25 protein-coding genes are annotated in these 23107 nt (G+C 63.1%); 12 read left to right on the top strand and 13 right to left on the bottom strand.

Annotated features, from left to right (window positions below):
• From AC04PT_RS05735 to AC04PT_RS05725, 3 genes are all read left to right on the top strand, one after another.
• Entirely contained in the window at window positions 1-273 is a 273-nt protein-coding gene (locus tag AC04PT_RS05735) for a YciI family protein (RefSeq protein ID WP_482872627.1), read from the top strand.
• Window positions 270-683 (top strand): EVE domain-containing protein, encoded by a 414-nt coding sequence (locus tag AC04PT_RS05730; RefSeq protein WP_482872626.1) that lies wholly within the window; start codon window positions 270-272, stop codon window positions 681-683. The genes AC04PT_RS05735 and AC04PT_RS05730 overlap by 4 nt, the downstream gene beginning before the upstream one ends.
• Before the next feature lie 95 nt (window positions 684-778).
• Window positions 779-1174: a DUF1761 domain-containing protein gene (locus AC04PT_RS05725; RefSeq protein ID WP_482872625.1), complete on the top strand. Its 396-nt coding sequence runs from the start codon at window positions 779-781 to the stop codon at window positions 1172-1174.
• 376 nt (window positions 1175-1550) lie between these two features.
• On the opposite strand, the gene AC04PT_RS05720 is transcribed toward AC04PT_RS05725, so the two are convergent.
• From AC04PT_RS05720 to AC04PT_RS05705, 4 genes are all read right to left on the bottom strand, one after another.
• Entirely contained in the window at window positions 1551-1892 is a 342-nt protein-coding gene (locus AC04PT_RS05720) for a DUF2853 family protein (RefSeq protein ID WP_482872624.1), read from the bottom strand.
• Between the two features lie 147 nt (window positions 1893-2039).
• Window positions 2040-2603 carry a hypothetical protein gene (locus AC04PT_RS05715; protein WP_482872623.1) on the bottom strand — a complete coding sequence of 188 codons (564 nt, stop codon included), beginning with the start codon at window positions 2601-2603 and terminating at the stop codon, window positions 2040-2042.
• Window positions 2604-2689: 86 nt separating this feature from the next.
• On the bottom strand, window positions 2690-4078 hold the full coding sequence (ahcY, locus tag AC04PT_RS05710) for an adenosylhomocysteinase (RefSeq protein WP_482872622.1): 1389 nt from the start codon (window positions 4076-4078) through the stop codon (window positions 2690-2692).
• 76 nt (window positions 4079-4154) lie between these two features.
• Complete coding sequence (locus AC04PT_RS05705; protein WP_482872621.1) at window positions 4155-4460, bottom strand: hypothetical protein; 306 nt, start codon at window positions 4458-4460, stop codon at window positions 4155-4157.
• Window positions 4461-4651: 191 nt separating this feature from the next.
• Here AC04PT_RS05705 and AC04PT_RS05700 point away from each other — a divergent pair, with 191 nt between their 5' ends.
• Together AC04PT_RS05700 and AC04PT_RS05695 are read left to right on the top strand one after the other, a co-directional pair.
• Complete coding sequence (locus AC04PT_RS05700) at window positions 4652-5248, top strand: HD domain-containing protein (protein ID WP_482872620.1); 597 nt, start codon at window positions 4652-4654, stop codon at window positions 5246-5248.
• A gap of 371 nt (window positions 5249-5619) precedes the next feature.
• Window positions 5620-6822, top strand: coding sequence for an IS256 family transposase (locus AC04PT_RS05695; RefSeq protein WP_482872619.1), 1203 nt, complete (start codon window positions 5620-5622; stop codon window positions 6820-6822).
• 174 nt (window positions 6823-6996) lie between these two features.
• Here AC04PT_RS05695 and AC04PT_RS05690 read toward each other — a convergent pair whose 3' ends face one another.
• The 7 genes from AC04PT_RS05690 to AC04PT_RS05660 form a co-directional block, all read right to left on the bottom strand.
• Complete coding sequence (locus AC04PT_RS05690) at window positions 6997-8028, bottom strand: MBL fold metallo-hydrolase (protein ID WP_482872618.1); 1032 nt, start codon at window positions 8026-8028, stop codon at window positions 6997-6999.
• A gap of 214 nt (window positions 8029-8242) precedes the next feature.
• A complete protein-coding gene (locus AC04PT_RS05685) occupies window positions 8243-8824 on the bottom strand; it encodes a LysE family translocator (protein WP_482872617.1) in 582 nt (193 codons plus the stop codon).
• Window positions 8825-9118: 294 nt separating this feature from the next.
• On the bottom strand, window positions 9119-10156 hold the full coding sequence (locus AC04PT_RS05680) for a GlxA family transcriptional regulator (RefSeq protein WP_482872616.1): 1038 nt from the start codon (window positions 10154-10156) through the stop codon (window positions 9119-9121).
• Window positions 10157-10291: 135 nt separating this feature from the next.
• Window positions 10292-11185: an MBL fold metallo-hydrolase gene (locus AC04PT_RS05675; RefSeq protein WP_482872615.1), complete on the bottom strand. Its 894-nt coding sequence runs from the start codon at window positions 11183-11185 to the stop codon at window positions 10292-10294.
• Window positions 11186-11513: 328 nt separating this feature from the next.
• Entirely contained in the window at window positions 11514-13169 is a 1656-nt protein-coding gene (locus tag AC04PT_RS05670) for a tyrosinase family protein (protein ID WP_482872614.1), read from the bottom strand.
• A gap of 239 nt (window positions 13170-13408) precedes the next feature.
• Window positions 13409-13669, bottom strand: a complete 261-nt coding sequence (locus AC04PT_RS05665) for a hypothetical protein (RefSeq protein ID WP_482872613.1) — start codon at window positions 13667-13669, stop codon at window positions 13409-13411.
• 124 nt (window positions 13670-13793) lie between these two features.
• Complete coding sequence (locus AC04PT_RS05660; RefSeq protein WP_482872611.1) at window positions 13794-15035, bottom strand: plasmid recombination protein; 1242 nt, start codon at window positions 15033-15035, stop codon at window positions 13794-13796.
• A gap of 549 nt (window positions 15036-15584) precedes the next feature.
• Here AC04PT_RS05660 and AC04PT_RS05655 point away from each other — a divergent pair.
• From AC04PT_RS05655 to AC04PT_RS05635, 5 genes are all read left to right on the top strand, one after another.
• Window positions 15585-15983 carry a hypothetical protein gene (locus tag AC04PT_RS05655; RefSeq protein ID WP_482872610.1) on the top strand — a complete coding sequence of 133 codons (399 nt, stop codon included), beginning with the start codon at window positions 15585-15587 and terminating at the stop codon, window positions 15981-15983.
• Window positions 15976-16398 carry a hypothetical protein gene (locus AC04PT_RS05650; protein WP_482872609.1) on the top strand — a complete coding sequence of 141 codons (423 nt, stop codon included), beginning with the start codon at window positions 15976-15978 and terminating at the stop codon, window positions 16396-16398. Before AC04PT_RS05655 ends, AC04PT_RS05650 begins: the two co-directional genes overlap by 8 nt.
• A gap of 138 nt (window positions 16399-16536) precedes the next feature.
• Window positions 16537-16734, top strand: a complete 198-nt coding sequence (locus AC04PT_RS05645) for a hypothetical protein (RefSeq protein ID WP_482872608.1) — start codon at window positions 16537-16539, stop codon at window positions 16732-16734.
• Window positions 16731-17708: a recombinase family protein gene (locus AC04PT_RS05640; RefSeq protein WP_482872606.1), complete on the top strand. Its 978-nt coding sequence runs from the start codon at window positions 16731-16733 to the stop codon at window positions 17706-17708. The genes AC04PT_RS05645 and AC04PT_RS05640 overlap by 4 nt, the downstream gene beginning before the upstream one ends.
• A 105-nt stretch (window positions 17709-17813) precedes the next feature.
• Window positions 17814-18317: a hypothetical protein gene (locus AC04PT_RS05635; RefSeq protein WP_482872605.1), complete on the top strand. Its 504-nt coding sequence runs from the start codon at window positions 17814-17816 to the stop codon at window positions 18315-18317.
• Window positions 18318-18664: 347 nt separating this feature from the next.
• On the opposite strand, the gene AC04PT_RS05630 is transcribed toward AC04PT_RS05635, so the two are convergent.
• Both AC04PT_RS05630 and AC04PT_RS05625 read right to left on the bottom strand, forming a co-directional pair.
• Entirely contained in the window at window positions 18665-19216 is a 552-nt protein-coding gene (locus AC04PT_RS05630; RefSeq protein ID WP_482872604.1) for an ActR/PrrA/RegA family redox response regulator transcription factor, read from the bottom strand.
• 96 nt (window positions 19217-19312) lie between these two features.
• On the bottom strand, window positions 19313-19933 hold the full coding sequence (locus AC04PT_RS05625; protein WP_482872603.1) for an SCO family protein: 621 nt from the start codon (window positions 19931-19933) through the stop codon (window positions 19313-19315).
• 93 nt (window positions 19934-20026) lie between these two features.
• Between AC04PT_RS05625 and regB the strand changes: the two genes are divergently transcribed.
• On the top strand, window positions 20027-21424 hold the full coding sequence (gene regB, locus AC04PT_RS05620; protein WP_482872602.1) for a sensor histidine kinase RegB: 1398 nt from the start codon (window positions 20027-20029) through the stop codon (window positions 21422-21424).
• Window positions 21425-21509: 85 nt separating this feature from the next.
• A complete protein-coding gene (locus AC04PT_RS05615) occupies window positions 21510-23078 on the top strand; it encodes a PAS-domain containing protein (RefSeq protein WP_482872601.1) in 1569 nt (522 codons plus the stop codon).
• Window positions 23079-23107 lie beyond the last annotated feature (29 nt).

The following is a 23107-nucleotide window of genomic DNA, read 5'->3' as shown; positions in this document are numbered from 1 at the left end:
ATGCTGATTGCCCTGATCGCCCGCGACAAGGCGGGCGCTCTTCAGACCCGCAAGGACAACCGCGATGCACACCTTGCTTATATCGAAGAAACCGGCGTGGTGCAGCAGGCCGGGCCGCTTCTGGAAGCCGGCGAAATGGCCGGGTCTCTGGTGATCCTCGACGTCGAGGATATGGCCGCAGCGCAGACATGGGCAGACAATGACCCCTATGCCAAGGCGGGGTTGTTCGACAACGTCCAGCTGATCGAATGGAAGCGGGTGATCGGCGGATGAACCACTGGCTGTTCAAGTCCGAGCCCTCGACATGGTCCTGGGACGATCAGGTCAACAAGGGCGACGCGGGCGAGGAATGGGACGGCGTGCGCAACTATCAGGCGCGCAACTTCATGCGCGAGATGAAGGTGGGCGACCGGGGCTTCTTCTACCACTCGCAAAAGGACCGCGAGATCGTCGGCATCGTCGAGGTCTCGGCCGAAGCGCATCCCGACAGCACCACCGATGATGACCGCTGGGAATGTGTCGATATCCGGGCGGTGAAGCCGCTTGCGACACCCGTCAGCCTCGATCAGATCAAGGCCGACCCGAAGCTCGCCGACATGGTGCTCGTCAAGAACTCCCGCCTGTCCGTGCAGCCGGTGACCGAGGCGGAATGGCAGCACATCTGCGACCTCGGTGGGGTTTGATCAGTCAATTCGACTAAAGTCCTGCGCAGACCGGATACCCTGCGGTAAGCTTGCCAAAGGGTTAATTCCGAGGGCAAACGCAGGGAGAGAATCACATGGGAATTTTCAGTGTCCTTCTGGCAGCGATCGTGGGCTTCGGCCTCGGCGCGCTTTGGTACATGTGGCTGGCCGAACCGTGGATGACAGCCGCAGGGATCGAACGCGACGCCGACGGCAAGCCCAAGGGCGGGCAGGATCCTAAGATTTTCGCGCTGTCGTTCCTGATGATCCTGCTGGTCGCGGGCATGATGCGTCACACCTTCGCGCTGACCGCCATCGACACGGTAGGTAAAGGAATCGTGGCCGGAATCGGGATCGGACTGTTCTTTATCAGCCCCTGGATCGTGCTCAACAACCTCTATCAGGGCAACCCCTTCAAGCTGTCGGCGATCGACGCGGGCTATGCCACGCTGGCCTGTGCCGCGATGGGTCTGATGCTGACATTGTTCTAAAAAGAAATGAGGCCCTGACCGCGTATTCGGTCAGGGCCTCAACTCACCCCGGATGCTCCCACACATCCATTCGTGAATTTCCTGGCTCCGACCTTTCTGGTCCGACGCCTATCTAGCTACATTAGTAATCGCGCCGGACCAAATTGATATTCAGTCCAGTTGTAGGCAATACCGGCGTTAGCCCACAGGTCTTAGTAAAAACGGAATTAATTTCGGCGCTTGGCACCGCGGCAACCTCTTGGAAACAAGGGGTAGCGGATACCGGTTAGCAATTCGGCAACCAAGGCGGCTGGAATCCGGCTTTTCAGTTCGGTGTCATTGAAAAAGGCGCCCCGGATCGGAGCGCCTTCAGCCAAACGACCGTTCCGGCGGGAAATCAGCCGTAGACCGATTCCTTTCCGAAGTGCTTGGTCAGCAGGTAATAGACCACCGCTCGATACTTGTTCCGCTCGGACCGGCCATAGGTCTCGATGGCCTTCTGAATGCCGCCCATCAGCTCCGGCCCCTCGGGCAGGCCGAGCTTCTTCATCAGGAAATTCTTCTCGATGGTCCGAAGTTCGCTGGTCTGCGACCCCGCCACCGTGTTCGAATCTTCGTTGTAGATCGCCGGACCGCATCCGATGGTGACCTTGCGCAGAAGGTCCATGTCCGGCTCCATGCCGCACTTGTTGCGCAGATCTTCCGCGTAGCGCGCAATCAGATCGTCACGTTTTCCCATATCTGTCTCCCCGTTTCTCGCGCCCGATCTCGCGGGCGTCATTTGTAGGGCAACCTTACCGGCAAACGACGATCTGACAATGTCTAATCCCTCCGACCTTTTCCGGAAACTGAAAAGTCGTCGATCAGCGTGTGCGCCCTGCAACGATCACCCGGCAGCGGGGGGCGCCAACAGGATCAGGCTCCAGGCGATGATCAACGCCAAGGGAACGCCAAGGCTGCCGATGAACCCCAGGTAGGGAATGAGCGGCGTGTGCGGCAACACGATCGAGAATTCGTCGGCCGTTGTGTCGCCGCGATAGGCACCCTGCCTCGCCTTTCGCCGCCACTGCTGGCTGCGCCAAACGGCGGCGAAGATCGCCACGAGGATCAGCAGGCAGAGCACCAGCCCCAGCACCGGGACGAAGGGAAACAGGATGCTGTCGGCCAGCCTCTCGGACCGGCTGCCGATGGTCAGCGGCATGAACAGGAACGCCTGCGAGGCGATCAGCCAGTTGACCCTCGCGGTTATCAGAGCCAGCTCGGCATTGATCTCGCCGCGGATGGCTCGGTAGATCGCGTCGTTTTCGGGGGTGCGGGCGATCGGCTCTGACGACGGCACAGCCGTCAAGTCGACAACGCCGTCCGGCAGGGGTTCGGGGTCTTCTACAGCGGTAACCACGACGATCTCCTGTCCCGCAGCCGCGATCGGCGCGGATTGAGGTAGTATCATCCGATCAGCAGAAAATTCTTGCCGAAAATCGACCTGCCTGTCGATTTCGGAAGGCGCGCCCGGCTAAAGCCGGGCGCAGGCCGGTGTCAGTAGCGGTAATGCTCGGGCTTGAACGGGCCTTCCGGCGTCACGCCGATATAGGCGGCCTGCTCCGGGTCCAGCGTGGTCAGCCGCGCGCCGATTTTTTCAAGATGCAGGCGGGCCACCATCTCGTCGAGGTGCTTGGGCAGGATGTAGACCTGGTTGCCGTAGTCGTCGCCCTTGGTCCACAGCTCGATCTGCGCCAGCACCTGGTTGGTGAAGGACGCCGACATCACAAAGGACGGGTGGCCCGTGGCATTGCCGAGGTTCAGCAGGCGCCCTTCGGACAGCAGGATGATGCGGTTGCCCGAAGGCATCTCGATCATGTCCACCTGTTCCTTGATGTTGGTCCACTTGTGGTTCTTCAGGTTGGCGACCTGAATCTCGTTGTCGAAGTGGCCGATGTTGCCGACGATCGCCATGTCCTTCATCTCGCGCATGTGCTCGATGCGGATCACGTCGCGGTTGCCGGTGGTGGTGATGAAGATATCGGCGCTGTCGATGACGTCTTCCAGCACCACGACCTCAAAACCGTCCATCGCCGCCTGAAGCGCACAGATCGGATCGACCTCGGTCACCTTCACGCGGGCACCGGCGCCGCGCAGCGACGCGGCCGAACCCTTGCCCACGTCGCCATAGCCGCAGACCACGGCGACCTTGCCGGCCATCATGGTGTCGGTGGCGCGGCGAATGCCGTCGACAAGGCTTTCCTTGCAGCCGTACTTGTTGTCGAACTTCGACTTGGTGACACTGTCGTTGACGTTGATCGCAGGGAACGGCAGCTGGCCCTTCTTCTGCAGGTCATACAAACGGTGCACACCGGTGGTGGTCTCTTCCGAGACACCCTTGATGGCGTCGCGGGTCTTGGTGAACCAGCCGGGGCTTTCCTTCATGCGCTTGCGGATCTGGTTGAAGATCACCTCTTCCTCTTCAGATCCGGGCACGCCCAGCACATCCTCGCCGGCCTCGGCCCGCGCGCCAAGCAGCACGTAAAGCGTGGCGTCGCCGCCATCGTCGAGGATCATGTTGGCACCCTCGGGGAAGGCGAAGGACTTATCGAGGTAGTCCCAGTGCTCTGCCAGCGACTGACCCTTGATGGCAAACACCGGGATGCCCGCTTTGGCAATGGCCGCCGCCGCGTGATCCTGGGTCGAGAAGATGTTGCACGAGGCCCAGCGCACATCCGCGCCCAGCGCCACCAGCGTCTCGATCAGCACCGCGGTCTGAATCGTCATGTGCAGCGAGCCGACGATGCGTGCGCCCTTCAGCGGCTTTTCTTCACCATACTGCTCGCGCAGAGCCATCAGCCCCGGCATCTCGGTTTCGGCAATATCCAGCTCTTTCCGACCGAAGTCGGCGAGCGCGATATCCTTCACGGTGTAGTCGGTGCTCATGTGATCGGATCCTGCTGACATTTCACGTTGCAGCGGCAGATAGCACCGGACAGGCTGATCGACAACATGGATCGAATCAGCCGGCCACACCTTCGGGGTCAAGCAGGGCGTCCTGCCAGTGGGCGCCGGTCGCCAGCACGCAGCTGGTGCCATCGGGGCGGGTCAGCAGGATCGTGAAGCTGCCGGTATCCACCGAACGCCACACCTCGATCAGCCTTTTTTCAGACTGCAGGCCGCCACCGCCGAAGGATTCCGCAAAGCGCGTCTCGAGCGATTTCACAAGCGCGTCACGCGACATGCAGATCGAAGGCTGGGCCGACAGGGGCGGCGCCAGCGCGGCCGCGCCAAACACCAGGGCTGCTGCTATCAGACGTTTGTACATGAGAAGTCTCCTTGTTCAGGGGCCTCATGTGCAAGGGCAGTGAAGCCCGGTCATGTCACACACAAAATATGGCGTGTGATCGCCCTCTCCGCCATAAACGTCAGGCCAAAATCCCGTGACGACCCCGTGCCTTTGCATTTGCAGGCGGCCCGGCCGCGCGCTAGGACCGGTGCCCGAACGGAGACCACGCGATGCCCCCCAAATCACCCCGCGCCTGGCAGAGGATGCTTTCGGGCCGCAGGCTCGACCTGCTGGACCCGACCCCGATGGATATCGAGATCGAGGACATTGCCCATGGCCTCGCCTTCGTGGCGCGCTGGAATGGCCAGACCCGGGGCGATTTCGCCTATTCCGTCGCCGAGCATTCGCTTCTGGTCGAAGCGCTGTTTTCCCGTATGAACCCCAAGGCCCCTGTGCGCTGGCGGCTGGCGGCGCTGTTGCACGATGCGCCGGAATACGTGATCGGCGACATGATCTCGCCGGTCAAGGCGGCGGTCGGGCCGGATTACGGCGCGCTCGACGACCGGCTGACCGCGGCAATCCACATCCGCTTCGGTCTGCCCGCGGTGCTGCCGGCCATCATCAAGCGCCAGATCAAGCGGGCAGACCGGATCAGCGCCTGGATGGAGGCCACGCAGATCGCCGGCTTTACCGAGCAGGAGGCCAACGGCTTCTTCGGCAGGCCGGACCCCGACAAGATCGACGGTCTCACCATCACCCTGCGCCCGCCGCGCGAGGTCCGCGACGATTTCACGGCGCGTCACGCCACGCTGCTGGAGCAATGCTGACCCGCTCCTTCATCTTGCCCCTAAACTCCGGGGGTGTGGGGCGCTGCCCGGCCGTCAATTGGACTTCCATTCGGGCGGCTCTGTGCTCTGAGACCTGTGCAATAGCATGCGTGTCGCTGGGAGCTTAGGCTCCAGAGGCGCACTTGATATAGCAGCCATTGACACCTTTGCAGGCATCCGCAGAGCGACGTTGGAGCGAGTGGTCAGGCGTATGGGCGCGCCCGGCCGGACCATTGCAGTTCCGCCGTCGCTGCAGGGGAGGTCCGCCTCTCTGGGGTGACGTCCCGGGGCGTGGTGTAGCTGTCGGTGGCCATCGGGTTTCTCGGTAGGGTCGGGTTGCGACAACCAACTTGAACCGAGGGATAGACCCGATGACCAAACCGATGATTGACCTTCGCGCGCTCGTCGAGAAGAGCGGCGATGCGGACCTGCTACGCGAGATGATCGGCTTTGCCGCCGAGCGGCTGATGGAGTTGGAGGTCGGTGCCAAGACCGGCGCCGACTACGGCGAAAAGAGCCCCGAGCGGCTGGCACGGCGCAACGGTTATCGCGATCGGGACTGGCAGACCCGGGCGGGCAGCGTCGAGCTGCGCATCTCGCGCCTGCGCACGGGCTCCTACTTCCCTTCTTTTCTCGAGCCACGGCGCTCGGTGGAAAAGGCGCTGACGGCCGTCATCCAGGAAGCTTATGTCCATGGCGTGTCGACGCGATCGATGGATGACCTCGTGCAGGCCATGGGCGGCACCGGTATCTCCAAGAGCCAGGTCAGCCGGCTCTGCGAAGAGATCGACGGGCGGGTCGATACCTTCCTCACCCGGCCAATCGAAGGAGAATGGCCCTACCTGTGGATCGACGCGACCTATCTCAAGGTCCGCCAGGGTGGTCGGATCGTGTCCGTCGCCGTGACGATCGCGGTGGGCGTGAACACTGACGGCCGGCGCGAAGTGCTGGGCATGGCGATCGGTGCTTCCGAGGCCGAGCCGTTCTGGACAGAGTTTCTGCGCGATCTCGTCCGCCGCGGTCTCTCCGGCGTGAAGCTGGTGATCAGCGATGCGCATGAGGGCATCAAGGCGGCCACGGCTCGGGTTTTGTCCACCACCTGGCAGCGCTGCCGGGTGCATTTCCAGCGCAATGCCCTGGCCCATGCCGGCAAGAGCAGCCGCAGGGTGGTCTCGGCCTTTATCGCCACCGCCTTTGCGCAGCCCGACCATGCCGCGGCCAAGACCCAGTGGCGGCTGGTAGCGGACCAGATGCGGCCCAAGCTGCCGAAACTGGCCACGCTCATGGATACGGCGGAGGAGGACGTGCTGGCCTACATGACCTTCCCGGCCCAGCACCGCGCGAAGTTGCATTCCACGAATCCGATTGAGCGCCTGAACGGTGAGATCAAGCGACGCACGGACGTCGTCGGGATCTTCCCCAACGAGGCGTCGATCCGGAGACTGGTGGGGGCGATCCTGATGGAGCAGACCGATGAATGGACCGTCCAGCGTGGCCGTTACATGACGCTGGAAACGCTCACGCCGGTCTGCGATGATGTCATGGTCAGCCTGCCTGCTGCGCAGCGCGACTGACCAGCTCGGCCCGCCAGTGAGCGCGAGGCTCATGCGGAGCTACACCACTTCCCGGGACATCATCCTCTCTGGGCCGCACAGGTTGAGCTGTGGATGTCAGCCGTAAGAACCAGAGGCGAAGTTGACTGAATTGGGGGAAGCGCTCAAGTGAACCTTCGCTTGATCCGCGAGGGTCTAATCTGCGGGAAGTTTGAGCGTTGCCAGATCGGTTCCGACAACCACGTTGCCGGAATATCCACCCTCGCGCGCGGAGGCTTCGAAATCAGCCTCGCTCAGCCCGCCGGGCTGCACGGGATAAGGCCCCATCACCGCAGCGCCCAACGGTGGGATGAGATGCGTATACATCAGGTTGGCGACGCCGGCCCGTTCTGCCATCGCGCCGAGGTCCTCGGCGGTGCTTTGGCGATAGTAGACCGAGGTCGGAAATCCGCTGGAGCCGCCCGGCCCCATGACGCGATGGATCACGCTGTGAACCAGGATGTCGGCCCCTTGCGCCAGGGTTTCGACGTTGGCCGACACGGAGCTGTCCCGTGGCGGCTTCGGTGTGTCGTTGGAAGCGTCGCCACCAATCACCACACTTCCTGCCGGCGTATCGACCCTGTAGGAGACGTGCCCCGGGACATGGCGTGACGCGATGGCGCTGACGACCACGTCGTCCTGACGCCAGACTTCTGCGGGGGCGTTGCCGGGCGTGAACACCTCGATATTCAGAAGGTCCGCTGACCCGCCTGGCAGCCGATCAGGGTTCTCGGCCAACCGCTGGGCGATTTCGCCGGACCGGAGGTAGGGATCGCCGATATGTTCCGCCAGTTGCGTGCAGCTCATCGCATGTCCGGTCGGCGACGGCGCGTCCTGGCTGCACACCAGATCGACCTTTGGCAACTGCGACCCCAGGTGCCAGCGCAACTGCATCAGATCGGCCAGACCATCGACGTGGTCGGAATGGACATGCGTCAGAAAGATCGCCTGGATTTGGAGGACTGTCACATCGATCTGCGACAGTCGCTGCAGCGTGCCACGACCGGCATCGAATTGCAGCAGGATGTCAGAGCAGCCCTTCTCCTCCGGGCCATACCGGACCAGAGTTCCGGCCCCGGCCAGCCCGTTGAACACAGCCGGTCCGCCCTGTGTGCCGGTGAGCGTGACCTCAAGGCAGTTTGCCGCGAATGCCTGCGGAGCCCCGCCGATCAAAAGCGCTGTCGCCAATGCAATTCTTATTCTCTTGCCCTGAAATTTCGGCATGGCGCTCTCCAGATTTTGTCACGGCCGAGTATTGGGGCAGCGTGACGGGTTAACAAGGATATTGATCCGGGCCGCAGCCTGACCTTCGTCAGAGGCCTGCCCGTCGCGTCATGTCAGCGAGCCGAAGCTCGCTGACAATGGTCACCCGGCTGCATCCATCGAACCGGATGCCTGAGGGTCAGGTCAGGGCCATCCAGCCGCCGACCGATACCAGGATCGTCGCCAGCGAACGGTTCATGAGGCGCATCGAGCGCGGCGATTTGGCCAGGCGGCGCAGCGGTGCTGCGAAGCCCACGATCAGGGCCGCGCTTCCGAACAGGGAAAGGAAGGTTGTGACCGCGATGATCAGGAATTCGGGCATCCGGATCAGGGTGATGTCCATCATCTCGGGCAGCACCAGCGGGAACAGAACCATCATGTAGGGCGAGATGAAGCAGGTGAAAACCCCGGCGAAGATCGAGGAAAGGATCGGGCGGCGCGGCGCATCGCACGACCTGTTCAAGTCAAAGTCGCCTTTCCAGATCCCGTAGGCCAGCCAACTCATGTAAGCCATCATGACGTACTTGCTGTACTCGAGAACCTCGGGAACCGCGGTGAGCCATGTGCTGAGCCCGAAGCAGACCACCGAAATGATCGCGATCCCGCCGATCGCGTAACCGATCGCAAAGCCGATCGCGCCCGAGATGTCGTTGCCGGCCGACCGCACCAGCAACATCAGGAAAACCGGGCCGGGCGCCAGGGAAATTGCCACCAAGGTCATGAAATATGTAGTTAAATCTGAGTAAGACATTGCAAAGGTTCCTGTCTTGTTGATCCAACAAGACTACGGATCCCGCTGTCTCGGACACAGGACAGAAGACACGCGATTTCGGACAAAGTGGCCCGGGACCGACCGCTTTAAAGGCTCTGGCTTACTGCGGGTGAGATCGTCCGACGTGGCAAGCCGTTCTCGTGATCCCGGTGCTTGTGTAAGTTTCAACCACAGCGCAGCAGGGCTCGGTACAAGCGTAGCGCCAGAGCGGTCAGGGCAGTGACGATCCGGCTTGGTACGGGCTCATTCGGCGGGGGCCTTCTGCAACTGCTCTGCAGCCGTCCGAAACCGCGCACGGAACTCCGCCGGCGTAATGGAAAAGCGTTTGGAGAAGGCTCTTCGCAACGCCTCGTTCGACGGAAATCCCGAACTGCGAGCGATTTCACTTAAGGATTCCCCCGAGTTTTCAAGCCGCGCCTGCGCATGGACAAGGCGAACCTCTTCGACGTACTTCCCTATCGTCCTTCCCGAGAACGACTTGAAGTGTCGGGCAAGCGTCTTTTCCGTCAGGTTGAACTGCTCGGCCAGCGTCTCGAGCCTGAGGTCCCTTGTCGGGTGGACGCGGATGTAGATGAGTATTTCCTGCATCACCACATCCGCCGCTCCGACGCGCGTCGGGGCGTCGAGGTCGATATCCTCATATTGGTTCTGATCGCCGCGCCGCGTCATGTGCGTCACCATCAGTCGGGCGACAGAGCGGGCAATTTCCGGCCCGAGGTCTTCTTCGACGATCGACAGCGCCAGATCGATGCCGGACGTGATGCCGCCAGAGGTCCAGACGTTGCCATCCTTGCAGACGATGCTGGCCGGCTCGACCTCGACATCCGGATAGGCCTCTTGGAGCACCTTGGCCTTGCGCCAATGGGTTGCTGCCTTGCGGCCGCCGATGATGCCCGCCTCGGCCAGCAGAAAGGCCCCCGTGCAGATCGAACCGATCCGATTGGCCCGGCCATGGGCTCGGGTGATGAATTCCTGCATCCCCGGGTCGGTTCGGATGTCGATTGCAGAGACGCCGCCGCTGACAAGCACCAGATCGGTGTCGTCCAGTTCCGCGTCGGTGACGTCTTCGCACCTGCGATCGACGTTTATCGTGATGATGGAACCGGCGGTCTTGAGGCTTCCAAGCGTCGGCGCAACCAGCGAGACGTCGTAGGCGGGCTCGGCCGTCTGGCCGGAATGTTCGCGGACGACGGTATTGGCCATCAAAAACGTGTCCGAGGGGCCAACGATATCAAGCGCCATGCAGCCCGGATATACAAGGATCATGATACGTCGTGTCATCGTATTCCCCCCGGGCATTGGCAATAATTCCGGATGCCGCACACCAAGTCATGACATGGGCCGCTGGCGTGGCACAAGGATTTACCGGGCTGGCACAGGACCACAGAGCCGCGGGACGGCGTCACCCGAGACCGATCATCCGGCCAGCGTTGCAGGCGCATACCGGTACCCGGCGCCATCCCGCAGGAACCGCCCGAGCCCGGGAAACGGCACATGTGAGGCTGCGATCAGCACATTGTCCGCAGCGCAGCGATCCAGCAAGCCGGAGCGCGTCTCGGCGGCCTGGCCCGGATCGACGTCGAAGGCAAATCCTATCTCGGGATGGGAGGTCTGCAGAACCGCGTTGTGCACAATGTCGGCCATCATCACGAATTGCTGGTCCCCGCCATCGATATGCAGGATCGAATGACCCGGTGTGTGTCCCGGTGCAGCTTCAAGTCGGATGCCGCTGTGAATTTCGGTGTCCGGCGACACCAGTTCGAGGCGATCTCCGTAGGCGCCGAACACTCCCTGCGCCAGGTGGAAGAACCCGCGCATGTCTTCCGGAGCCTGGGCCGTGATCCCGGTGTCAGACCAGAACCCATGCTCGGCTTCGGTCATCACCATGCGGGCATTGGGAAAGGTCGGCTCTTCGCCTGTCAGCAACCCGCCGATGTGGTCGGGATGCGCGTGTGTCACCACGACAAGCGAAACCTCCGATGGCTGGATACCCGCCGCCGAAAGCGCGCTTGCCACGTGCCCGGTTCCGGGGCCGAACGCGTCGACGGCGCCAAGCCCCGCATCGATCAGGATCGTCGCATCGTCCGACTGCAGACAAAAGGCGAGAACCGGAATTGGGACCAGGTCAGGCGCCAGCCCCATGCCACCGTTCTGTAGGGCCTCCTGGATCTTTTGCCGATCCTCCCCGAGAAAGACGTCGTTTGGAACCTGGATCGCGCCGTCGTAAAGCGCGGTAACCTGATATTTTCCGATGCACGATCTGAACACGCCTGCTGGTGGGGTCAATTTTTTCTCTCCGAATAGCTTCAATGGTGTAGCGAGCAGACCGGCGACTGCAGTTCCCGTGATCTTGGCGGAATAGCCCGAGCAGCAGCGCGCTCATTCGGATTAAACCAGTCTGTACCGGTGCAAAAACGTCCTGCGACCCCAACGCAGGCCCGCAAATCCACGTTCTCCATGATCACCACCGTAGATTTTCTGTCAACGTGCACGATTTGGCGGAAATTTGCGAATTCTCGTGCTCAAGCTGCGGTCATCAAGGCAGCCCGCCCGGCAAGGTCTAAGCATGCCAAGCGGGCCGAACAGTTGCGCCAAAAGGCTTCGCAAGTCCCGCGTCGGAGCGTGACGGGCGCGATCACTACCCCTCGGAAACGACGTGAACATTCACCGACTGCAGCAGCCCGTTGTCCTCCACGCTGGCCGCCTCGGCTTTGTCACTTCCCGCAACGACCAGCGAAAACGACAACGCCGCGCCTTCGGACAGAAGTCCGTCTTCCGCCATGCGATCCAGAACCGCATCGATCGGCACGGTAAACCCGGTCTCCGTGCTTTGCCCGTGACCAAAGAACGCAAAGCTGCCCGCGAATTCGGGGCTGTCCAGGCCAAGAACAGGAGGCTGTCCTTTTGGCGAGATATAAAGATCGAAGACCTTCGCACGGCTGTCGGCAGGTGGCACGAAAGTAACGGTTGCCAGGTGGACCGTGCTTTCTTTGGGCTGTGCGATGGACCGCGCCAATGCGCCTGAGACGACGGCATCCACAGTTGGGGCAAGGCGACCGGCTGATGCGACCAACATGGCGCCGGCGACATTCTCGCTTTTCGCAAGCCTGGTCGTCGGGGGGACGGCTTGCTCACCAGAACCTGGCTGGTAGCTGTAACCGAAGGCGCTGGTATCGAAGTAGTCCCATGATGTGGAGTTGCCGCCGACGGGGTCACCGGCGCGGTCGAAGAAGAACAGGTATTGCTCTTTCTTGTAGGGCTCAAGCAGGTCCCCCGTCGGGGCAATCGGCAATCCGAGGGCCTGTTGTTTTCGCGTCCAGACGTCCCATAGCCGGTCTATGTTGCAATGATGCAGGAAAAAGATCGGATCCAACGGCGACAGGTTGTTCATCATGTTGCCGTAGGGTTCAACGTAGTTTTCCTGTTCATCCTCGAAACCGCCGGTGCTGTTGTGAACCAGGTTATGGGTCGCCGACAAACCGCTGAATTTGCCTTCTACGTGGTGACTGTCGGTTACCGAATTCTCGAAAAACGGATCATCTTTCCCTTTGAACGGACCGGCAAATTTCGTCGGCGCGAGGTTGCCGAGAACCCCGTCAAGCGCGACCATCTTTCGCGTGCGGGAGTCCAGCTTCGGGTTCGCTTCGGTCAGAAAACGCGCGTACTTCCGTTCCTGGAAGGCATAGGTGGCGTTTTCGAGGTGTTTTTGGGCCCACATGACTTCGAAGTCGGTATTGGATCGCTTGTCCTGCTCGACTTTCTGGCTAGGCGTCATATGGTTCCAGAAGTCTTCCATTACCGGACGGACCGTTTTCTGGAACTCCTCCTTGGTGGCGATGAAATTGGCCGTGGGCGACCTGAAATTGACCGGATCCAGCGGATTGTCACTGCCGAACATCGACGCGGGTACAGAGTGGGCAGGCTCTGTCCAATCCCAATAGGGCAGCATGAAGTCTTCCTTGCCGGTCAATTCGCGGATGATCTCTTCGAAATGGCTAAGATATCCGCGGTGCCAGCTGGTGAACCACCAGTTTCCATGAGGGCAGTCGATGAAATGAACGAAGCCTTGGCGGTACCAGTTGCGCCCATCGCTCAAAGGCAGCTTCAGCATCTCGGCCACGCCTTCGCCGTAGGTCTGCAGGTCGACAAGACCGCCTTCGCTCTTCATGTTCTTGCGGACACGGGCGCCCTGAGCCCGCAAAACGTTTGGCGCAAACGTCAACGCCGCCGCCGACGCGGCCCCGGATCGCAACAATGTGCGACGCGAGATACTTTGTGCCTGGTGTCTGGTCATTGTTTGTCCTTTTGTCAAATGTGAACGAGAGAAAGTTCTGTGCGCAGGGCGGTAAAAAACGTTTAGAAATCAAATTTGTATGGGCACGGGAAACCGTAACTATCTTTCGGTGTTCGCCAGTAATCTGTCATGTTGGCGATCCGGCAATACCCGGTCATCCGGATACCTGACTTCATCGGTCGATTGCACCGATTACGGCCCACACCACCTACGCTGGTGCTGTTGTAACGGATTCAGGCTCAAAATTCACGACCTAACGCCGTGCTGCCTGTGGCGGCCGGGATGGGATGCGTTGCGATGGACTTGGCCTGCGAGGCATTGGCGACCATCTCGACGCGGGCGAAGAACTCGATGAGGAACGTCGGGTCGCTTTGAGCAGTCTCGAAGAACTTGCCGATCTTGACCTGGAGCACCCGCATGATGGCGGTTTCTGCCTCTTCGCGCTCGATGGTTTCGCTGATCGTGGAGAGGATGCGCTTCTGCGACTGGGACATTTTCATTCTATTGGTTTCCTTTTGGTTTTCTGAGGTGAGCGGCGTGCCGCGACCGGGGCAAGTGCCCACGGCTGAATGGGAAGTGATACCGTCTGGCGAACTCGGAAACGGTTTGTTTGATTGTTTGACTCTACCGTTCTTCATCGTCCCTGCCGCGCTTGCGGCCGGCAGCCCCTCCGACGATGTCTCCAAGTTTTCCGAGAGTCCTGGCGAGCCCGGGTCGCGTCTTGGCGATGTCTTCACGGGCCTGGCGCGGCAGCTGCTTCGCCATCCGGACAATCGCCGCGTCAGCGGTACGAATTTGCTCCAAGGCGGTTTTCACGCGCTGTTGCGCTTCATGGCGTGCAGCGTGCCGTAGCCGGACAAAGGCCCGCGCGAAGAGTGTTCGGGCGCGTGTCACCCCGGGGCTATCCAAGGGCTGCGCCTCAACGGCGGTGGTGTCACCAGCGGCAATCTTCGCGGCGACGTCGAGCACATCCTGGGCGTCGCGCTGCTTCTCGGTGACCTCGACCTCCCGCGCCTGCAGGGCGCTTTCCTGCCGGGCCAGCTTCTCCTCCTGCTCCCGCCGCCAAACGCGGGGACTGACATGCCGACGCTTCTCCGGCACGGAGTCCGGAATTTCCTCTTCGCGCTGCCCTTGCGCCTGGTCCTGGCGCAGCTTCTCGTTGTGACGGATCGCATTTCGCCGTTTCTCGGCGCGCTTCTCGCCGCATGTCAGTCCGATCCCGCCGAACCACGCCCCCACGCTGTCCTGGGCTGCCTCGTAGTCGCGGATCATCGGATGCTTCGACGGCTGCAGCATGCGGCGGCCGTCCTTGCCCTGGGCCCGGGGCAGGATCACCGCGTGGATGTGATAGGTGGTCTCGTCGAGGTCGGCGCGGGCATGGATCACATCGTCACCGAAGTGCTCTTGCAGCCAGGCGAGCGCCCGCTCTTCGAAGAGCTCTATCCGGTCCTCGCCGAACATTTGCTCGATCGACATCGAGCCGTCTTCCATGGCCTCGCCGTCCTTCTCGAACCACTTTTGGTTCGCGGTCAGGATGATCTCGCGCATTGGTCCATGGCGGGTGGTACGCCGAGGGTCGCGGGGACCCTCGGTGAGGCGCTTGCGCAGGTCCGCCTTGCGGCGGCGGCGCTTCAACCCTTCCAGTTCTGTTGCGAAGTTTTCATGAGCCATGTCGAGCACCTCGGCCTGCGCCTTGGCCGCCCAATCGCCGTCGCCAATGAGGGGTCGGTTCAGTTTGGAACGCGCTTGATCGATATGGCCGAGGTCTCCGCCGCGTCGGCATCGGTGGGCCTCGAAGCCGCCGAGATCTTTGGGTGAGAGACCCTGCATCCGCATAACCACCGGAAACTTCTTTGTTTCGTCCATCTTCCGTCCTCCGTTCTGGAGGTCGGGAGGTCTGATCAAAGGTCGAATTCCGGAAACGAAGCGGTTTGAGTCTATCGCGTGCCGGACGCCATGGGGGTGGTGCGGGCCGGGTTACTCACTAATCAGGCCGCGCAGTTTCCGTTGGAAACCGCTCGGGGCCGTTCTGCACACCCCGAGACCCCGGCGCCCGGGAGAGCGTCGTTCCACACTCCTCCCCCAAACCCCCACCTGATCGCGCGCCCGGCGCCGGGTCGAGAGGGCCACCCTCTCGACCGCTCTCCCCAAGGACGAAGCCAGTCAGGATGCAGGCCGGCCATGACCCTGTTTGCGGCTGCGCACCGGTGGTGTCGCGCAGCCGCAAACAGGGTCCCGACCGGGCGGCAGAAGACGCAACGACGAACACAAGTGATACAAATGGCCAACGAGCCCTCATTGCCCCAAGACACGACCGCCCCCTGGGCCAGGACACTCCGGGTCGGCGACGTGGTTGCCTTCGAGTTCCCGCATGAGTGCGGGGGCTCGGACGCCCCCAAATGCCGGCCCTCTCTGGTGCTCGAACTGGAGAGGATCGGTGACCAGGTCTTCGCCGAGCTGGCCTACGGCACCTCGCGGCCGCGACCGTCCCGCGCCAGCCATGCCATTGCCGTTGACCAGCGCGATGAGCTCGTTTCCGCCTCGCTGGACCGTCCCACGAGCTTCGACATGACGCGACGCGTCAAGGTCGCGCTCTCCCACCCGGGGTTTGACGTGCACCCCGTGTTCAAGACGCCGGTGCTGGGCCGGCTGACCGGCCGTTCGCAGGAGCGGATGCAGAGGGTGCGCGCCCGGATCCATGCCGAGCGGGACATCCGGCGCAGCAGGCTCTTCGGCAGATCGCGCCCCCGGACGGTAACCGTCGAGTGGCGGGCGCGCGGCAAGCGCACGGTGCGGGAGCTGCGTCATGTCTGAACCGGTTCTCGACTACGATCCGCTGCTGTCTTCCGTCTACCAGGTTCTGGTGCAGATGCGCCCGGCGCTCGAGGCGCTCCAGGCGATCACTGCCGCGCTCGACGGGGCCGTGGCGCGAAGGGCGGGCGATCTCGGCGCGATGATTGCGCGCGACCGCATCTTCGACCCGCGTGATCTCTCGGCCTTCGACCGGGTGATCGAGGCCGTGGCCGCCAAGGTGGAAGACGGCCGCGTGCGCCAAGTGGACTACCACGAGTTCGGGGAACCGGAGGTCTACTGGGCCTACTCGGAAGACGCGGCGCGTCTCGACGCCAGCAAGCAGGCGCTGGTCCTCCTGCGAGACCGCCTGGAACAGCTCCACGATCTCCGGCGGGCTGAGCACCTCACCGAGATGTTCCGCGCCGAAGACTCCTGAGACCAGCGCGGCCGGTGGCTTTCGCCCCGGGCGCGACGAGCGGGGGTCAAACCTGGAAATAAATAATTCTCTCTCCGGAGAAGCGAACCGAATTCCCGATTGCCCTGACGGGCCATCGCAATCGGAAAGGATCCCAAGATGACCATCACCACCCCCGCCCGCGCTCTCCAGGCTGCCAACGACAACCCCTGCGGCAGGCGCGCCGCTGATCTTGCGATCACCGGTCTGCTGAGCCTGCTGGCCCGTGCCGAGGCGCAGCGCGAGGCGTGCAAGCTGCCGGCAAACGTCAACGCGCAGCAGCTCGCGATCGGAGCCAGCGACGAGTGCCTCGCATGAGCAAGCGGGCTATCATCTACACGCGTTTCAGCTCAGACCTGCAGCAAGCAACTTCGCTGGAGGATCAGGAGCGCATGGCGCGGGAATACTGCAACCGGAACGGCTGGACCGTCGTCGCGGTCTATTCGGACATGGAGATGACCGGTCGGAATATCCGGCGTCCCGGCTTCCAGGCCATGAAGGATGCGGCCATGGCCGGTCAGGCCGATGTGGTGGTGATCGAGGCGGTCGAACGCCTGACCCGCAGGCTGGCCGACGCCCTCAACCACTTCGAGATCCTGCAGTTCCAAGGCATCACCCTGCACTCGGCCACCGAAGGGCCGCAGGACTTCTTCAAGGTTCTCTTCGCTGGCTTCGGCGCACAGAATTTCAGCGAGATGATCGCGGCCCATACCCGGCGCGGCATGCGCGGCGCGCTGAGCCGCGGTCGGCTACACACCCGGGCCTACGGCTATCGCAAACGGGATGTGCCGGAGGGATTGAACCGCGAGATCGACCCCGAGCAGGCCGAGGTCGTGACCCGCATATTCACCGAGTTCGCCGAAGGCCGGTCGAGCCAGCAGATCGCCGGAGCCCTCAATATCGACGGCATCGAGGCTCCGAACGGCGGAACCTGGGAGGGCACGACGATCCGCGGCCACGCCGCGCGACACGAAGGCATCCTGCGCAATCGCCTCTACATCGGAATCGCGAGCGTCTGCAAGACGGGGCGCCACTATCATCCCGAAACCGGTTCGAAGCGAACCTTCGAGACCGAAGAGGATGCAGTGGAGCAGGAATTCCCCGAGCTTCGCATCATCTCCGACGATCTCTGGACTGCCGTGCGGTCGGAGCTCGAACGGCGACAGCGCGCGGCAAGGGCCAAGGGCAACCCGCGCTCGGCCCATCGCACGCGCTACCTGCTGTCCGGCCTGCTGCGCTGTGGGCAGTGCGGGGCGAACTACGTCATGTCGAGCAGGACGAGCTATTCCTGAGGCGAAGCGCGCAAGGGCGCCTGCGGTAACCGCACGGCCATTTCGCGACGCCGTATCGAAGCGCGGGTCTTCGGTGCTCTGCGCGCCGCCTTCCAGGCCCCGGGCATGCGCGCTCGCTTCGAGTCCGCCTTGAAGGAAGAGCGCGCAAAGCTGGCCGGGGCAAACCTGGAGACGGAAGAGGCACGCCTGAGGAAGGCCATCGCCAGCTTTGAACGCAAGCGGAAGAACCTGTTCCGTGCGATCGAGGACGGCGCGCCTTTTGCAGATCTCAAATCGCCCCTGGAAGACGCCGGGCGCGGGTTGGCAGCGGCCGAGGCGGAGCTTGCCGAAGTCTTGCGCCGCAGGCAGCATCAGGGCCGGCCGGAGATGGACCCCCGAACCGTCTATGCCCGGATCGTGGCGCAGATGGAGGAGCTGCTCGGAGATCCCGCCATGGTGGACCAGGCCCACACCTACCCGGAAATGTTGATCGCTCCGATCGACCTGATCCCGGACGAAACCGCGCTCCATGGAATTCGCGCCGAGTTCGAAACCGACCTTGCCAGCCTGGTGAGCTCGCAGGCTTCAGGCGAGAAAGGCGAGGCAAAGAAACAGCGGATCGTGTGCTGATAAGGCATCGACCCGCTGGAAGCCCGCCCGCAGGAAAGGCGCCGATCCGTTCGGCGCCTTTCCTGCGGGCTGCGCCCGACTGCGCGGGTATAGAACAAGCCGTTCGCGTTGATGAGGCCTTGGAAACAGCAAGCACGTTTTGGCTCCAGGGGACTCACCTTGGACGTTTATTGTGCCAAACTACACGCCTTGCACCAGACAGGCTTTCGATTGTGATTGCATGCCACTTGATCCCATTGGGCGGTTGAGCTCATCACGGTTGACGAGCAGTGCACCAAAAGTGCAATCATTAGCTGGGCAAGGGGGCTGGCCCCCACTTCCGCACCCACCCGACGCGCCGACGACCGCTATTTCGGAGATCGCTTCGCCAATATCCGCTGCAAGGTCCGCCGGTGCATGTTCAGCCGCCGCGCGGTTTCGGACACGTTGCGGTCGCACAGCTCATAGACCCGCTGGATATGCTCCCACCGCACGCGGTCGGCGCTCATCGGGTTCTCCGGCGGCGGCGGCAGGTCGTCGCCGGTCGCAAGCAGCGCGTTGGTGATGTCGCGGGCGTCCGCGGGTTTCGACAGGTAATCCGTGGCCCCGATCTTGACCGCCGCCACCGCGGTGGCAATCGCGCCATAGCCGGTCAGCACCACGATCCGGCTGTCGGGCCGCTTCTCGCGCAGCACTTCCACCACGTCGAGCCCGTTGCCATCCTCGAGCCGCAGGTCGACCACGGCATAGGCAGGTGGGCGGGCGGTTGCGATGGCGCGGCCTGCGGCGACCGATCCGGCACTCTCGACCTCGAAACCGCGCTTTTCCATTGCCTTGGCCAGCCGCCGCAGGAAGGGTTCGTCGTCATCGACCAGTAGAAGCGACTTGTCCTCGCCCAGATCCTGCGTGTTCTCTGCCACTCGTCGTCCTCCTGGTAGGCAGGGCTTCCCCCGCGTCGAAGCGAGTATTCTCCGACCGGTGCGGCGGTGTCAAACCTCCTGCCGGCAGGCCGCCCGTCAGCCGGCGGCGCCGATGAAGCAGGCCGTGGTCTCGGCCATCTGCTCGGGCGTGGCTTCACGTCGGAAGAATTCGACGAAACCGTGCTCGGGCAGGACGAGGTAGGAAAAGGTGGTGTGGTCGAGCAGATAGAATTCGTCGTCCTTGTCATGCGCCTTGTAATAGGTCCGGTAGGCCTGGCTGGCGGCCTTCACCTGTTCGGCCGATCCTGTCAGCCCGATCGCCTTCTCGTGGTTGTTGTAGGCGAAGTCGCCGACCACCTCGGGCGTGTCGCGTTCAGGATCGACCGAGATGAAGACCGGCGTCACCGAATGCCCCTGGTCGGCCAGCAGATCGACCGCCTGCGCATTGCGGGCAAAGTCCAGCGGGCAGATGTCGGGGCAGAAGGTATACCCGAAGTAAAGGATCGACGGCTCGGTGATCACCTCCGCGTCGGTGACGGTCTCGCCCTGCCCGTTCACCAATTCGAACGGCCCGCCAATGGCATCGGTGCCGCCGGCTATGGCCGCCGACCGGCACTGGGCAAATTGGTCGCCCCCACGCGGCTGCGAGGCATACCAGAGCCCCCCGACAAGCGCGACGACGGCTAGGGAGGCCAGAAGGGCGGCGATACGGACCATGGGGACAACCTCGAAGATGACCTTGGGCGTTGAATGCCCGGCGTCCGACACGTATCAATCCCCCATCCGGGATCAAGAGGCGAAAGCGCGCAGATGGCAGAACTGGGCTCGGACTTCCTGACCGAACACCGCCGCGGCAACTGGGTCCGGCTGCGCACCATGATCATGCTGCGCTGGGCGGCGATCATAGGTCAGCTTACGGCGCTGATCGTGGCGCAGCAATGGTTCAACCTCTCGCTTGAAATCGGGCTGTGCTATCTGGCGATCGGCCTGTCGGTCGTGGCCAACCTCTTCGCCATCGCGATATTCCCCGAGAACAAGCGCCTCAGCGCCACCGAAAACATGCTGATGGTGCTGTTCGACCTGCTGCAACTGGCCTTCCTGCTGTTTCTGACCGGCGGGCTGCACAACCCCTTCATCATCCTGCTGTTGGGGCCGGTGCTGATCTCGGCCGCGGTACTGGCGACCCGACCCACCATCGTGATCGCCGCCATCGCCATCCTGCTGGTCTCGGTCCTCGCGGTCTGGCACCTGCCGCTGCGTACCGAGCAGGGCTTCATCCTGCGCACCCCTGACATTTTCGTCTTCGGCAAATGGATGGCGATGGTGATCGCCATCGTCTTCCTGTCGGTCTATTCGCGCCGTGTGACCGGCGAGCTGCACGCCATGTCCGATGCCGTCACCGCCACCCAGATGGCGCTGGCCCGCGAACAGAAGCTGACCGATCTGGCCGGCGTGGTGGCGGCGGCGGCGCACGAACTGGGCACGCCGCTGGCCACCATCAAGCTGACCAGCGCCGAGATAGCCGACGAGCTGGACGACCATCCCGACCTGAAGGAAGACGCGCTGCTGATCCGCGAACAGGCCGACCGCTGCCGCGATATCCTGCGCTCCATGGGCCGCGCCGGCAAGGCCGACATGCAGGTTCGCCGCGCGCCCCTGTCCGAAGTCATCCGTGAAGCCGCCGAACCGCACGAAAGCCGCGGCAAGCAAATTCACTACGAGCACAAGCCCGGCCCCGGCGGCGAACAGGCGATCCCCACCATCGCCCGCCAGCCCGAAATCATCCACGGGCTGCGCAACCTCGTGCAGAACGCCGTCGATTTCGCCCGTGGCAATGTCTGGATCGACAGCATGTGGACCGAGGACAAGATCTCGATCCGCATCGTCGACGACGGGCTGGGCTATCCGCCGCAACTGATCGGGCGGATCGGCGATCCCTTCGTCCGCAGCCGCCGGACCGATCCAGACCGCAGCAAGCGCCCGGGGTACGAGGGCATGGGGCTGGGGCTGTTCATCGCCAAGACCCTGCTGGAGCGCTCGGGGGCCGAATTGAGCTTCACCAATGCCTCCACGCCCCACGACCGGTCATTGCAACCCGGCCGGCAGTCCGGCGCGCTGGTCGAGGTCTCCTGGCCGCGCAACCGGCTCGACAGTGCGGCGGGCGCAGGGTCCGGCCCGCTGGGAGAGAACCAGCCGATCGAGATCTGAGGCGGAAACCGTTAAAAATGGGCGAGCAGTCTTAACAAGTTGTTAACCTGACCCGGTGCATGACAGAGGACAGGGAGAGCAATCCATGCTGGCCGATGTCACGACTGTCGAATTCGCTGTTTTGCTGAGCGGGACGCTGGCCGGTACACTGCTGACCGCGCTCGTTGTCGGGCACCCGGGCTGGTCCATGGCGCGACGCCGTGCCAAGCCCGAGAACGACACCGTCTGCTTCCTGTTCCACGGCGTCGATCTGACAGATGCCAGCGGGGCCGCGATGGTGCTGGCCGATGATGTCAATCCCGAGGACGACGCAACCGGAAATGCCTGGCACGGCCTGCGCAGGAAGCTCTGCCGCCGCTTCGGCGACCTCCCTGACCGGCCCGAAGACGCGCTCGATACCGGGGCGGAAACCAGCCGCTCCTACGCCGCGGTGGCAGCCGATGATCCCGGTCGCCTGATCTTTTCGCGGGCCGGCGACGCGGTGCGCATCACGCTGATCGACGATGCGTCGCAGTCGCTGGACCGTCAGCTTGGCATCGACGTCAACCGCGAGCTGCGCTTCCTGCGCACCGCCATCGCCGACGCCCCCAATCCGGTCTGGGCCGTGGACGAGACCGCGACCGTCACTTGGCACAACCGCGCCTATCGCACCCTCGCCCAGCAGGTCGGCATGGATACCGATCTCAAGGGCCCGTTCGGGGCCTTCGATCCCGCCGAGGCCGTATCGACCCCAAAGCGCCTGCCCCTCCGCGACCGCGACAGCGAGATCGCCGAATGGTACGAAGTGTCGACCCGCGTTACCCACAACGGCTATGTCGCCTATGCCGTCAATGTCGATGCGGTGATCCGCGCCGAGCAGGCGCAACGCAACTTCGTCCAGACCCTGACCAAGACCTTCGCACACCTGTCGACCGGGCTGGCCGTCTTCGACCGCACCCAGCGGCTGGCGCTGTTCAACCCGGCGCTGGTCGACCTGACCGGCGTTCCCGCTGAATTCCTGACCGCGCGGCCCAGCCTTGCCGCCTTCTTCGATTACCTGCGCGACCATCAGGTCATGCCCGAACCCAAGAATTATCCCGACTGGCGCGAACGCATCGGCGCGGTGATCGCGGCGGCGCGCGACGGCCGCTATTGCCGCACCTGGAACCTCGCCTCCGGCCTGACCTACCGCGTCACCGGCAAGCCCCACCCGGACGGCGCGGTGGCCTTCCTGTTCGAGGATATCAGCGCCGAGGTGTCCCTGACCCGCCGCTTCCGGGCCGAACTGGAAACCAGTCAGGCCGTGCTCGACCGTCAGGACAATGCGCTTGTGGTGTTCTCGCAGATTGGCATCCTGACCTTCTCGAACGAAGCGTTCCGCCAGATGTGGAGGTTCGACCCCGATTCAAGCTTCGCGGAAACCACGATCTCGGACATCCTCAAGATCTGGCAGTCGGAATGTGCGGTCAGCCCGGTCTGGGACGGGTTGTCGCAATTCGTATCGGCCTTCGGTGAGCGGTCGGCACGGCGCGCGCGGCTGCAACACGAAACCCTCGGCGCACTGGATTTCTGCGCCGAACCGCTGCCAGGTGGCGCGACGCTGGTGTCCTTCCGTCAGATCGAGGTTGAGCCGGGACCCGCCGGTGACGGCGCAACGGTGCCCCTGCTCGGCTGATCGGCCTTGCACGGACCGGCGGGCAAGGT

It is taken from the genome of Litorisediminivivens sp. KMU-197 (genome assembly GCF_056858395.1).
Note: the sequence above shows the minus strand (reverse complement) of the source record. Positions and strands in the feature narration are given on the sequence as shown.